General features: G+C 67.2%; 11 protein-coding genes. 6 read left to right on the top strand and 5 right to left on the bottom strand.

Annotated elements, in window-relative coordinates; genetic code table 11:
• Nucleotides 1-98: 98 nt before the first annotated feature.
• Together ACYVMZ_RS19360 and ACYVMZ_RS19355 are read right to left on the bottom strand one after the other, a co-directional pair.
• The gene (locus ACYVMZ_RS19360) at nucleotides 99-881 is read right to left on the bottom strand and encodes a hypothetical protein (protein ID WP_461081231.1); all 783 of its coding nucleotides are present in this window, start codon (nucleotides 879-881) and stop codon (nucleotides 99-101) included.
• Nucleotides 882-923: 42 nt separating this feature from the next.
• Nucleotides 924-1,238, bottom strand: a complete 315-nt coding sequence (locus ACYVMZ_RS19355; RefSeq protein WP_461081229.1) for a hypothetical protein — start codon at nucleotides 1,236-1,238, stop codon at nucleotides 924-926.
• A 109-nt stretch (nucleotides 1,239-1,347) separates the two neighbouring features.
• Between ACYVMZ_RS19355 and ACYVMZ_RS19350 the strand changes: the two genes are divergently transcribed.
• The 3 genes from ACYVMZ_RS19350 (at nucleotide 1,348) to ACYVMZ_RS19340 (ending at nucleotide 6,865) form a co-directional block, all read left to right on the top strand.
• Entirely contained in the window at nucleotides 1,348-1,692 is a 345-nt protein-coding gene (locus ACYVMZ_RS19350; protein WP_461081227.1) for a hypothetical protein, read from the top strand.
• A gap of 241 nt (nucleotides 1,693-1,933) precedes the next feature.
• On the top strand, nucleotides 1,934-3,187 hold the full coding sequence (locus ACYVMZ_RS19345; RefSeq protein ID WP_461081225.1) for a L,D-transpeptidase: 1,254 nt from the start codon (nucleotides 1,934-1,936) through the stop codon (nucleotides 3,185-3,187).
• 348 nt (nucleotides 3,188-3,535) lie between these two features.
• The gene (locus ACYVMZ_RS19340; RefSeq protein ID WP_461081223.1) at nucleotides 3,536-6,865 is read left to right on the top strand and encodes a S8 family peptidase; all 3,330 of its coding nucleotides are present in this window, start codon (nucleotides 3,536-3,538) and stop codon (nucleotides 6,863-6,865) included.
• A gap of 83 nt (nucleotides 6,866-6,948) precedes the next feature.
• On the opposite strand, the gene ACYVMZ_RS19335 is transcribed toward ACYVMZ_RS19340, so the two are convergent.
• Nucleotides 6,949-7,875 (bottom strand): helix-turn-helix domain-containing protein, encoded by a 927-nt coding sequence (locus tag ACYVMZ_RS19335; RefSeq protein WP_461081221.1) that lies wholly within the window; start codon nucleotides 7,873-7,875, stop codon nucleotides 6,949-6,951.
• A gap of 168 nt (nucleotides 7,876-8,043) precedes the next feature.
• On the opposite strand from ACYVMZ_RS19335, the gene ACYVMZ_RS19330 reads away from it, so the two are divergent.
• A complete protein-coding gene (locus tag ACYVMZ_RS19330) occupies nucleotides 8,044-9,084 on the top strand; it encodes an NAD(P)-dependent alcohol dehydrogenase (protein ID WP_461081219.1) in 1,041 nt (346 codons plus the stop codon).
• 161 nt (nucleotides 9,085-9,245) lie between these two features.
• Nucleotides 9,246-9,629: a VOC family protein gene (locus ACYVMZ_RS19325; RefSeq protein ID WP_461081217.1), complete on the top strand. Its 384-nt coding sequence runs from the start codon at nucleotides 9,246-9,248 to the stop codon at nucleotides 9,627-9,629.
• A gap of 22 nt (nucleotides 9,630-9,651) precedes the next feature.
• On the opposite strand, the gene ACYVMZ_RS19320 is transcribed toward ACYVMZ_RS19325, so the two are convergent.
• Nucleotides 9,652-10,758: an AI-2E family transporter gene (locus ACYVMZ_RS19320; RefSeq protein ID WP_461081364.1), complete on the bottom strand. Its 1,107-nt coding sequence runs from the start codon at nucleotides 10,756-10,758 to the stop codon at nucleotides 9,652-9,654.
• Between the two features lie 152 nt (nucleotides 10,759-10,910).
• On the opposite strand from ACYVMZ_RS19320, the gene ACYVMZ_RS19315 reads away from it, so the two are divergent.
• A complete protein-coding gene (locus ACYVMZ_RS19315) occupies nucleotides 10,911-12,377 on the top strand; it encodes a recombinase family protein (protein WP_461081215.1) in 1,467 nt (488 codons plus the stop codon).
• A gap of 61 nt (nucleotides 12,378-12,438) precedes the next feature.
• Here ACYVMZ_RS19315 and ACYVMZ_RS19310 read toward each other — a convergent pair whose 3' ends face one another.
• Nucleotides 12,439-13,194, bottom strand: a complete 756-nt coding sequence (locus tag ACYVMZ_RS19310) for an HNH endonuclease (RefSeq protein WP_461081213.1) — start codon at nucleotides 13,192-13,194, stop codon at nucleotides 12,439-12,441.
• Nucleotides 13,195-13,337 lie beyond the last annotated feature (143 nt).

Here is a 13,337-nt window from a genome sequence, read left to right as displayed (position 1 = left end):
CCGCTGCGGTCACGGTCACCGGGCCGCTGCGGTCACGGTCGCCGGGTCATTGGCCTGACGGAAGCGGGGCCCTGCCGTGCCGCAGGGCCCCGGGGGGATCACTTGAGCTTGGCGACCTGCGCCTCGACCACGGCCGCCGGGATCTCGGCCGCCTTGCCGGAGCCGAGCGCGGCGAAGTTCACCGTGTAGAACGTGGCGATGGTGTTGCCCTTGCGCACCACCTCGGTGTGGAAGGTGGCCGAGCCCTCGCCGTCCATGTCGACGTCCTCGGAGAACGCGACGGACTCGTCGCCCAGCCCGGAGCCCTTCTGGGGGGCGATCTTGGTGACCTTCGAGTTCTCGCCGTCCGCGGCGAGGCCGAACCCGCCGGAGCAGGCCGTCACTCCGTCGGAAACGGCCTTCATGGCCTGCTCGGCGCCGTCGCCCTCGTACGAGGACAGGCCCACGAACGTCATGTTGATGTCGAAGGCGTCCGCGATGTCCTCCGGCTGCGCGGTGGCGGTCGACGCCTTGTCCTCCGCGACGGAGTTGCTGGCGTTCGCGTCCGTGTCGCCCGGGGCGAGAGCGGCAGTGGACCAGGCGAGCGGGTCGCACGCCGCCTTGTCGGTCTTCACCTCGGACTTGGACTTCGGGAGGGTGTCGTCGCCCGAGGTGACCTTGTAGCCCTTGACCTCGCCCTGCGCGAGGAGCAGCTTCTCCAGCTCGGCCTTGGTCAGCGCCTTCGCGGCCGGAGCCGACGAGGAGGAGGAACCGGATTCCTTGGACCCCTTGGAATCCGTGGCGTTGTCCGACCCTGAGTCGGAGCAGCCCGTGATGAGGGCGAGCGACAGCACGCTCACGGCAGCCGTGGCGCCCAGTCGCGCGCCCGATGATCTCTTCATGGGCGGACTATGAGTGCCACGCCGACGAAACGTCAAGTGAAGTTAAAAACCGAGACGTTCCCGGCGAACCGCATATGCGACGAATCCGGCGCCCAGGGTGAGGAAGACGGTCCCGCCGACGACGTACGGGGTGCTGTCGAAGCTGCCCGTGTCGGCCAGCCTGGCCTCGGTGACCGAGCTCTGCGTGGCCGTGGACGCGACCCTGGCCTGCTCTGTGACCTGCGGAGACGGGTTCGCCGAGGAGGCCGTTCTCACCGGATGCTCCGCCGTCGCGTTCGCGGACGGAACGAACCACAGGGCGCCCAGCAGGGTGCCCGCGGCGGTGGCGGTCAGCAACGGACGGCGAGCGGATGACACGGAATATCGATCCCCTTGTGGCGCTGGTGAATTGGCCGTGTGGGGCGATGTTAGTGAAAGGCGCGGGTCACGGGAAAGTCACGGGGGCGAGGGGCCGTACGCTCCGAGCATGAGCACTCCAGAGACATCACGTTTTGTACGGCTTCGCGTGGAACTCGTCCTCGAAGTCGAGGACGGGGACGCGGTGACCAAGGCCGCGCTGCGCCGGATCGCCGGCGACAGTGACATGCCCGACGCGGAACGGGTACACGCCGAAGGGGCTGTGACGGAAGACACCGCGGAGGCCCTCGCCTACCTCGTCGATCCGTTCGGCCTGGTCGGTGAGGTGCCCGGGGTGGAACTCCAGCAGGCCTCATGGAGCAGTGAGCGGATCGAGTACGACCCTGATTCGCCCGACTGGGACCTCGACGAGGATGATGTCGACGAAGACGACGAAGAAGAGGACGCCGGCTGAGGCGCCTTGGGGAAATCGTGACCCCGGGCGGCAACCGCCGTCCGGGGTTTCGTCGTCTCAAGCGGCGCAGTGACCGACGCCGCCCCGTCCGCCCCAGGTGGACGTGGTGATCCCCACACAACGAGACGATGTGGAACGGGATGAACCGGTCGTAGCGTTGAAAGTTCCGGCGAGGACTCTCGGGTCGTGACGGGGGACTCTCGGGGTTCAGGGGAATTCGGCAACGATGGAGAAGCGTGTGATGACGGACAGTAAGCGGCGCAGGGGCCTGACGGTCGCGTCCGCACTGCTCGGCGGAGTGCTGGTGCTCTCGGCCTGTTCCGGCGGCGACGACAACGCCAACGGGGACGGCGGCGGCAACGGCACCTCGCAGGCCAAGGTCGACGAGGCGGCAGCCGAGAAGACCTCCGAGGCCCAGATCGAGATCACGCCGAAGGACGGCTCGACCAACGCCTCCATCAACAACTCCGCCGCCGTGACCGTGACCAAGGGCACGCTCACGGAGGTGAAGATGACGACGTCCGACGGCACCGCCGTCGCCGGTGAGATATCCGCCGACAAGAAGAGCTGGAAGCCCAGCGTCCAGCTGGAGCGCGCCACCACCTACAAGCTGACGGCGACGGCCAAGGACTCCGAGGGCCGCGCCGCCCACGAGAACGCCTCGTTCACCACGGTCTCCCCGGCCAACAGCTTCATCGGCACGTTCACCCCGGACGACGGCACCACGGTGGGCGTGGGCATGCCGGTGTCGATCAACTTCGACAAGGCGATCACCAACAAGGCCGCCGTCCAGAAGGGCATCACGGTCTCCACCACCGGTGGCCAGGAGGTCGCCTGCCACTGGTTCAACGCCAACCGCATGGACTGCCGGCCCGAGGAGTACTGGAAGGAAGGCTCCACCGTCACGCTGAAGCTGGCGCTCGACGGCGTCGAGGGCGCCTCCGGTGTCTACGGCGTCCAGCAGAAGACGGTCACCTTCAAGATCGGCCGCAACCAGGTCTCCTACGTCGACGCGAAGACCAAGCAGATGAAGGTCACGCAGGACGGCAAGACCGTCCGCACCATCCCGATCTCCGCCGGCGCGCCCGAGAACAAGACGTACGAGGGCCAGATGGTGATCTCCGAGAAGTTCAAGGAGACCCGGATGAACGGCGCGACCGTCGGCTTCACCGACGACGACGGCAAGGGCGAGTACGACATCAAGGACGTGCCGCACGCCATGCGCCTGACCACCTCCGGCACCTTCATCCACGGCAACTACTGGGGTGCCCCCTCGGTCTTCGGCAACGTCAACACCAGCCACGGCTGCGTCGGCCTCCAGGACAAGAAGGGCGCCAACGACCCGAGCACGCCGGCCGCGTGGTTCTACAACCACACGCTGATCGGGGACGTGGTCGTCGTCCAGAACACCGGCGACAAGACCGTCGCACCGGACAACGGCCTCAACGGCTGGAACATGAGCTGGGCCGACTGGAAGGCGGGCTCCGCCCTCTGACGGTCCCTCGACACCTTCGCTGTTGTCGCCGCCCATCCTTCGGGAGCGGGCGGCGACATCTGTGTCCTGGCCGCAGTCGGCGACGCTCCGGACGGGCCGGACCACGGTCACGGGGAACATCAGGGCTCAACCGTCGAACCTGTAACGGGATTCCGGCAGTCCCGTAACAGGACGTCGACAGTTCGCCGACGGCTTTCTCAGCTTCCTCTCATCTATTGAGCGGCCTGATCACCTCCCGGCATACTGCGTATTCCGGGGGGTGTACGCGCATGTGTACGAGACCGCCCCCGGCCGGGTGAACAGGGAATTCGCCCGGTTCTTCTGCTAGGGGGAAATTTGCGCAGACAAGTGAAGAGAGCATGCGCGGCCACGGTCGCCACGGCGGCAGCCGTGGCTCTCGCGGCGGGCATGACGAGCCCCGCGTCGGCCAAGGGGGAGCAGCCGGCCGGCGTCTCCAAGGCGTCGTCGCTCGCGGCCAAGCACCGCATCACCCTGATCACCGGTGACCGCGTAGCCGTCGACGCCAAGGGCCGCGTCGTCGGTCTGGAGCGGGCGAAGGGCCGCGACGACATACCCGTCCAGATCCGCAAGGTCGACGGCCACACCCTGGTGATACCGGCGGACGTCGCCCGGCTGATCGCGACCGGCAAGCTCGACCAGCGGCTGTTCGACGTCACCGAACTCAACAAGGCCACCACCCGCAAGTCCCAGAAGCAGGGCCTGAAGGTCATCGTCGGCTACAAGGGCACCGCGGCGAACGCGAAGGCCGAGGTCCGCGACGCGGGCAAGCTCCGCCAGACCCTGAAGTCCCTGAACGCCGACGCCGTCCAGACACCGCAGGAGGACGCGCCCGAGCTGTGGGACGCGGTCACCGACGGCGACAAGACCGCCTCCGGCATCGCGCACGTCTGGCTCGACGGCGTCCGCAAGGCCAGCCTCGACAAGTCCGTTCCGCAGATCGGCGCCCCCAAGGCGTGGGCGGCCGGCTACGACGGCAAGGGCGTCAAGATCGCCGTCCTGGACACCGGCGTCGACGCCACGCACCCCGACCTCAAGGGCCAGGTCATCGCGGAGAAGAACTTCTCCCCGTCGCCCGGCACCAACGACAAGGTCGGCCACGGCACGCACGTCGCCTCCATCGCGGCCGGTACGGGCGCTGGATCTCCCGCGGGGTCCGGCGGCAAGTACAAGGGCGTCGCGCCGGGCGCGAAGGTCCTCAACGGCAAGGTGCTCAGCGACGAGGGCTTCGGCAACGACTCCGAGATCCTCGCCGGCATGGAGTGGGCCGCCGCGCAGGGCGCCGACGTCATCAACATGAGCCTCGGCGGCGCGGACACGCCCGAGATCGACCCGCTGGAAGCGGCGGTGAACAAGCTCTCCGAGGAGAAGGGCGTCCTGTTCGCCATCGCCGCCGGCAACGAGGGCTTCCTCGGCGAGCAGACCATCGGCTCCCCGGGCAGCGCGGAAGCCGCCCTGACCGTCGGCGCTGTCGACGACAAGGACAAGCTGGCCGAGTTCTCCAGCATCGGCCCGGGCATGGACGGCGCCCTCAAGCCGGACGTCACCGCGCCCGGCGTGGACATCACCGCCGCCTCCGCCAAGGGCAACGACATCGCCCAGGAGGTCGGCGAGAAGCCGGCCGGCTACATGTCGATCTCCGGTACGTCGATGGCGACCCCGCATGTCGCGGGCGCCGCGGCGATTCTGAAGCAGCAGCACCCGGACTGGAAGTACACCGAGATCAAGGGCGCCCTCACCGGCTCCACGAAGGGCGGCAAGTACACGCCGTTCCAGCAGGGTTCGGGCCGTATCCAGGTCGACAAGGCCGTCAAGCAGACCGTCATCGCCGACCCGGTGTCGGTGAGCTTCGGTGTCCAGCAGTGGCCGCACACCGACGACAAGCCGGTCACCAAGCAGCTGACGTACCGCAACCTGGGCACGAAGGACGTCACGCTGAAGCTGACGTCGACCGCCACCAACCCCAAGGGCCAGGCGGCCCCGGCCGGCTTCTTCAAGCTCGGCGCCACCACCGTCACGGTCCCGGCCGGCGGCAAGGCCTCGGTCGACTTCACCGTCAACACCAAGCTGGGCGGCACCGTGGACGGCGCCTACTCGGCGTACGTCACGGCGACGGGCGGCGGCCAGACCGTCCGCACGGCGGCCGCGGTGCAGCGTGAGGTGGAGTCGTACGACGTCACGCTGAAGGTCCTCGACCGGGCGGGCAACCCGGCCAAGAACTACGACCTCAGCCTGACCGGCGTGTCCGGCCTGGGCAAGGAGAAGTGGTTCTCGCCGTACGACGCCGACGGCACGGTCACGGCCCGCGTGCCCAAGGGCGGCTACGTCCTGAACTCGGGCGTCTACGTGGGCGACGACCCGGAGAAGTACGAGGGCGCCGACTGGCTCGCCCAGCCCAAGCTGAGCGTCACCAAGAACACGACGATCACGCTGGACGCCCGCAAGGCCAAGCCGGTGAACATCACCGTCCCGGATGCCGCCGCCAAGTCGGAGTTCGCCTCGGCGGACTTCACGGTGCAGGCGGGCAACGCCACCTACGGCTTCGGCTGGTGGCTGGACTCGTACGACAACTTCCGCTCCGCCCACCTCGGTCCGCAGGTCACCGACGGCTCGCTGTACCAGCAGTGGGACGGCCACTGGGTCAAGGGTGACAAGGAGCAGTACAGCACCACGGTCGGCAGCAAGGTCAAGCAGCTCGCCACCGGCTACACCCGCCACTACAAGGCCAGCGAGCTGGCCACGGTGAAGGCCGGCCTGGGTGCCGCCGCGAGCGGCAAGAAGGGCGCGGTCTCCGCGATCGGCTGGCTGCCCGGGAGCAGCGGAGCCTCCTCGATCGGCTTCATGCAGGCCCTGCCCAGCACCCGGACGCTGCACCTGTCCACCGCGGGCGGCGTGCGGTGGGAGATGGACTTCGAGCAGTACGGCGGAGTCGACGCGGAGGGCTGGCCGATCGTCGAGGCGTTCTACACGCTCGGTGCGCAGCAGAGCTTCAAGGCCGGCAAGAGCTACTCGAAGACGTTCAACACCGCCGTCTTCCAGCCGCATCTGAACGCCGGCTTCGGTCTCTACCGCGACGGCAACAGCATCTCGGGCCTCATCCCGCTGTTCGCCGACGGCCACAAGCACGCGGGCTCCTCGCTGTTCTCCTCGGTGAACACGACCCTCTACCGCAACGGCACCAAGGTCGGCTCCCACAACGACCCGCTGTTCGGCGAGAAGGAGTTCAAGGTCCCGGCCGGCGACGCCGAGTACAAGCTGACGACGTCGGTCAAGCGCAGCGTCAAGGTCGCGGCGGCCTCCACCCGCATCGACGCGAGCTGGACGTTCCGCTCCAAGAAGACCGCCGACCCGACGAAGCTGCCCGCCTCCACGGTCCGCTTCAACGCCAAGACCGGCCTGGACAGCAAGGTCCCGGCCGACAAGAAGGTCAGCGTTCCGGTCGAGGTCCAGGGTGCGGCCAAGGGCAGCAACCTCAAGTCGCTGTCGGTGTACGTGTCGTACGACTACGGCCAGACCTGGAAGAAGGTCACCGTCAAGGACGGCAAGATCTCCGTCAAGAACCCGGCGAAGGGGAAGGCCATCTCCTTCCACGCCAAGATCGCCGACAAGAAGGGCAACAAGTCGACGATCTCGATCTACAACGCGTACTACGGCAAGTGATCCATTGAGCCGTTAGCGGACGGCCCGCCGGAAGAGCAGTGTCCGGCGGGCCGTTCGTGTTTCCGTACCGCTGCTCGCGACGATCAGGCCGACGGCGTCGAAGCCCCCGTGCCCGAACGCGTCGCGTCCGTTCCCCAGCTCGCCAGCAACCGCAGCGCCTCGGCCGCGGCCGAGCCCGGTTCGGCGTGGTACGTGATCAGGGACTGCTCGGCGTCGTCGACCAGCCGGAACGTCTCGAAGGACAGAGTGAGATCACCGACCAGCGGGTGCCGCATGCGCTTGACGCCGAAGCTCTTCTCCTTGACGTCGTGCGTGGCCCACAGCCGCCTGAACTCCTCGCTCTTGACGGAGAGTTCGCCCACCAGGGCGGCAAGCTGCGGGTCGTCCGGATGGCAGCCCGCGTCCATGCGCAGGTAGCTGACCAGGTCGGACGCCTTCTGGTCCCAGTCGACGTACAGCTCGCGGTACTCCGGCCTCAGGAACACCAGCCGCGCCCAGTTCCGCTCCTGCGCCGACAGCTCCGCCCAGTCCCCGAAGACGGCCGCGGCCATCCGGTTCCAGGCCAGGATGTCGGAGCGGCGCCCGACGATGTACGCCGGAACGCTGTCGATCGAGTCCAACAGGTGCCGCAGCGCCACCCGCACCTGCTGGGTGCGCGCCACCGGCTTCTTCTTGTGCTGCTTGGGCTTGGCCAGGTGCATGAGATGCGCGTGCTCGGCGTCGGTCAGCCGCAGGGCGCGGGCGATGGAGTCGAGCACCTCCGCCGACACGTTGCGTCCGTTGCCCTGCTCCAGCCGCGTGTAGTACGCCACGGACACCCCGGCGAGCTGCGCCAGCTCCTCGCGGCGCAGACCCGGCACCCGGCGGTGCCGCCCGAAGTCCGGCAGCCCCACGTCCTCCGGCTTCAGCCGGGCACGCCGGGTGCGCAGGAACTCGCTGAGCTCGGCACGCCGGTCGAGGCCCCCGGCGTCCGGGGCGGCCTCCTGCACGGATTCGGGCTGTTCGTCCATGCGTCCAGTATTCACCGTCGTACGCACGCGAACCTGACCCCGCCAGTAGTAGGAACAGCAGACGTACGCAAAGCCGTGGCCTGGGTGAACGCTCGCCGGTCCGGCAGGCTGGACGCCGTGCCCGGTCAGAAGGCAGCCGGGCGCGGAACCCTGAGGAGAACCCCCGGCATGACCACTGTTGCTGCGTACGCCGCCCCCGCCGCCAAGGCTCCGCTGGAGCGCACCACCATCGAGCGGCGCGAGGTCGGCGAGTTCGACGTCCTGATCGACATCAAGTTCGCGGGCATCTGCCACTCCGACATCCACCAGGCCCGCGAGGGCTGGGGCGAGGCCATCTTTCCGATGGTCCCCGGTCACGAGATCACCGGTGTCGTCTCCGAGGTCGGCCCGGGTGTGACCAGGTTCAGGGTCGGCGACCGCGTGGGCGTCGGCTGCATGGTCGACTCCTGCCGCGAGTGCGAGAACTGCAAGGCCGGCCTGGAGCAGTACTGCACCCGCGGCATGGTCGGCACGTACAACGCCCTCGACAAGAACGGCGAGCCCACCTACGGCGGCTACTCGCAGAAGATCGTCGTCGACGAGAACTACGTCGTCCGCATCCCCGACGGGCTGTCCCTCGACGTGGCCGCCCCGCTGCTGTGCGCCGGCATCACGCTGTACTCGCCGCTCAAGCGCTGGGGCGCCGGCCCCGGCAAGAAGGTCGCGATCCTCGGCATGGGCGGCCTCGGCCACATGGGCGTCAAGATCGCGCACGCGCTCGGCGCCGAGGTGACCGTGCTGTCGCAGTCCCTGCGCAAGAAGGACGACGGCCTGAAGCTGGGCGCCGACCACTACTACGCCACGAGCGACCCGAAGACCTTCCAGGAGCTGCAGGGCACCTTCGACCTGATCGTGTCGACGGTGTCGGCCCCGCTGGACTTCAACGCCTACCTCTCGCTGCTGAAGACGGAGGGCGCGCTCGTGAACGTGGGCGCCCCGGAGGAGCCGATCTCCCTCAACCTCTTCTCGGTGATCGGGGGCGGCAAGACCCTCGCCGGTTCCATGATCGGCGGCATCGCGGAGACCCAGGAGATGCTGGACTTCTGCGCCGAGCACGGCTTCGGCGCCGAGATCGAGATGATCCGGGCCGACCAGATCAACGAGGCGTACGAGCGGGTGCTCGCGAGTGATGTGCGGTACCGGTTCGTGATCGACACCGCGACGATCTGACCCGTGGCTCCTGGTTCGTCTCCTGGTTCGACTCCTGATCTGTCTCGCTGTTCTTCGTGGGCCCCGGCAGCGCCGCTCCGGGGCCCACGGGCGTCCTGTCATGTAAGGCAAGGCTTGCCTTACCGCTGGGCGGAGTAGGGTGGTCACGAGGGGAGGTCACCATGACCGTGCAGCTGAACCACACCATCGTCGCCGCCCACGACAAGCACGCCTCGGCCCGGTTCCTCGCCGGCCTCCTGGGCCTCGAAGTGAGCCCGCCCTACGGGCCGTTCGTGCCGGTCGAGATCCCCAACGGCGTGACCCTCGACTACCTGGACACGCCGGGCCACATCACGCCGCAGCACTACGCGTTCCTGGTCTCGGAGGACGAGTTCGACCAGATTTTCGCCCGCATACGGCAGGCGGGCCTGACCTATTGGGCGGACCCGTTCCACACCCGCCCCGGCGAGATCAACCACAACGACGGCGGCCGCGGCGCGTACTTCGACGACCCCAACGGCCACCGCCTGGAGATCCTGACCCGGCCGTACGGCAGCGGCGGCTGACGCACGCCTTCGGGCCGGCGGCTCAGCCCTGGACGGCGGTGCCGGTGTCCGACTCGCCGGTCCCCGGTTCCGGTGACGGCTCGCTGAGCTGGTCGCGCACATAGTTCCAGACCACCGCGATCAGTGCGGCGACCGGTACGGCGAGCAGACTGCCCACGATGCCGGCCAGACTGGCGCCCAACGTCACCGCCAGCAGGATCACGGCCGCATGGAGGCCGAGCCCACGACTCTGGATCACGGGCTGGAACACGTTGCCCTCCAGCTGCTGCACCACGACGATGATGGCCAGCACGATCAGCGCGTCCGTCAGGCCGTTGTAGACCAGCGCGATGAGAACCGCGACGAAACCGGCGAACAGGGCGCCGACGATCGGTACGAACGCGGAGACGAACGTCAGCACCGCCAGCGGGAGCACCAGCGGTACTCCCAGAATCCACAGGCCGAGACCGATCAGGACGGCGTCGAGCAGGCCGACGGCCGCCTGGGAACGCACGAACGAGCCCAGGGTGTCCCAGCCGCGCGCGGCCACGGTCGGGACGTCGGTGGCGAGCCGACCGGGCAGCTGACGGGCGAGCCACGGCAGGAACCGCGGGCCGTCCTTGAGGAAGAAGAACATCAGGAAGAGTCCCAGGACGGCCGTGACCACGCCGTTGACCACGGTGCCCACTCCCGTGACGACGGCGGAGACCATGCTGCCGAGGCCCTCCTGAGCGCGGGCGACCGCGCTGTCGAAGGCCTGGTTGATCTGGGCCTCACCGATGTTCAACGGCGGCCCGGCGGCCCACTCGCGCAGCCTTTGGATGCCTTCGACCACGCCGTCGGTCAGCTCGCCGGACTGGGACGCCACCGGTACGGCGATCAGCGCCACGACGCCCATGGCGACCAGGAGGAACAGCACGGTCACGACCGATGCGGCCAGGGCCGGTTTCCATCCGCGACGACGCAGGAAACGAGCCGGGGGCCAGGTCAGTGTGGTCAGAAGCAGGCCCACCACGAGCGGCCAGACCACCGACCACATCCGGCCCAGAACCCACAAAGTCACCGCCAGCATCACCAACACCAGCAGCAACTCGACGGAGACACGCGCCGATGTGCGGAGCGCGGCGCGGGTTTTCGTGGAACTCAACATGGCAGTCACGAGGGCACCCTATTGGTACCCCGGTCACGCTGGCTTCGCCGAGTCGCACTCCTGTGCGGCGACTCGGGCCGTCAGCCCTCGGCCTTCGCCAGGCCGATCGGGCAGGACACTCCGGTGCCTACGGGGGTGTACCTATGTGACCCATGACGAACTCGATGGGCAAGGGCACCAGGCGAGCAGCGATCTACTGCCGGATCAGCCAGGACAGGGGCGGCGCCGGACTCGGAGTCGCGCGTCAGGAAGAGGACTGCCGGGCACTGTGCGCCCGCCTGGGTTGGGACGTCGTAGCCGTCCACACGGACAACGACGTCAGTGCGTACTCGGGAGCGCCCCGACCAGCGTGGCGAGAGCTGCTGGCTGCGGTGAACCGGGGCGAAGTCGACGCGATCGCGGTATGGCACGTGGACAGGCTTACACGATCGCCTCGCGAGCTGGAAGACGTTATCGATCTGGCGGACCGTCGAGGCGTCGAACTCGCCACGGTGAGCGGAGAGATCGACCTTGCGACGCCGACCGGCCGCATGGTGGCCCGCATGCTGGGAGCCGCCGCCCGCCACGAGGCGGAGCACAAGGCGGAGAGGCAGAAGCGGCAGCGCCGCCAGGCCGCCGACGCGGGGCGGATCTCCGGGGGCGGGGCACGACCCTTCGGCTACGAGGACGACCGCGTGACCATTCGCGAGACCGAGGCCGAGGTGATACGCGAGGGTGTTCGGCGCGTGCTCGCGAACGAGAGTTTGGCGAGCATCTGCCGTGACTGGCAGGAGCGCGGAATCGTCAGCCCGGCAGGTAAGCCGTGGAAGCCCCACGGATTGCGGCGCTTACTGGCGTCGGCACGGATCAGCGGACGTCGTGAGCACACGCCGCGTGGTTCGTGGGAGAGCACACGTCCGCTGCTCGGGGAGATCGTTGCCGATGCCGTCTGGCCGGGGATCATTAGCCACGAGGACTCGGATCGTGTTCGGAGGATCCTGAGTGACCCGACACGACGGCGGAATGTGGAGGGCACGACGAAGCGCAGCTATCTGCTCACGGGCGTTCTGCGTTGCGGAAAGCCGAAGCCGGACGGTACGCCGTGCGGATGGGGGATGGTCGGTCGTCCCCGGAGCGGAGTTCCTCGGTATGTATGCCCCAACACCCCGGGAACGGACGCATGCGCCGGTACGGCCACCAACGCCGAGCGGACCGACGAGCACGTACGGGACATGGTGTTGGCCGCGCTGGAGTCGCCCGCCTTCATGCAGCGGTTGCGCGATGAGGATCACGCGGGGAAGGAGCTATACGACGAGATCCGGGCAGACGAAGAGGAGCTCGAAGCTCTCGCCGAGGACATGGGGGAGCGGAGGATCAGCCGCAAGGAATGGATGATCGCCCGCAAGCCGATCGAGGACCGGTTGAACCTCAACCGGGCGAGGCTCGCGAAGGTCTCCCGGATCGCGGTGCTCAGCGGATTCGTGGGCACCTTCGAGGACATGCAGGCCCGTTGGAAGAAGATGAACAACTCCCAGCGCAGGGCCATCATCACGGCTTGCGTGCGGTCGATCGAGGTGCGTCCGGCGAATCCACGGAAGCGCTGGGACGCTGATCGGTTCGTGTTCGACTGGATTGCGTAGCTTGACGACGCATTGGGGCGGGCATTGGTTGAGCCGGAGGCAGCCAAGCCGTCGAGTGCGGTCAGAACCAACGCACGTAGCTATTGCTCACAGGCTCCAGCCGATCGGACTTTTCCCGATTGCATGGCCTGCAGAGCAATTGCAGGTTAGTCACGTCATTTAGTCCACCTTTGCTCAGAGGCATAATGTGGTCGTAATTTTCCTTGGCGAAGGGGTTGAGTAAGCCTGAGATGTCTCGCTTGCATTGCGTACACATGCCGCGGTCGCGGAAGTACACCGCGCGACGTGCCCACTCGGGTGCATCGCGGCGTTGGAGCCGCCCTGTCTTCGTGAAGAGTTTCCTAAGGTTCGGGTATTCGGCTTCAATGTACTCTTGATCGCATTCGAGAACGTACATTGAGAGGAATTCGTGTAGGTCCTGGAGGGCGGCCCTATTTGTGAACATGACGAAGAAGACTTCGTCGGAAATCTTGCGAAGAATGTCCTGGTAAGCCTGCGTGAGCCTCAGTTCCAGGAAGTAGTCGTAGCAGGCATCGAAGAGCTCGGGCGGATCCTCGTAGCTGAAAATGTTCCCCTCGCGCTTCTCGATTTGCGGGAAGTCTGGGATCTCGAACTGGATTCTCTCCTGGATCCCGTAGAGCGCCAGGGCTACCTCGATCGGTAAGGTCCACTTAGGGTTCATTGGGTCGCCGAAGCGAATTTTTCGGCGACCGGAATTGTCGCTCTCTAGGATGCCGTCCGCAATGTATCTAATGAACTTATGAAGCGCCGTGTCCTTCTGCCATGCCGGGATGAACTCCAAAATCCCATGTTCCATGGTGAGGGATTCAAGATCGTGGAACTATGCCGAGTATCCACGTGCTACAGATTCCACCTTGCTGGCGATCCGGTACGTGTACAGGTACTCGTGATCAATCCACATGCTGCCTGTGTTCGAAGTCAACGTGCCCCCAATCTCCC

The organism is Streptomyces deserti, assembly GCF_054782695.1.
This window is presented reverse-complemented; position numbering and strand designations above follow the sequence as displayed.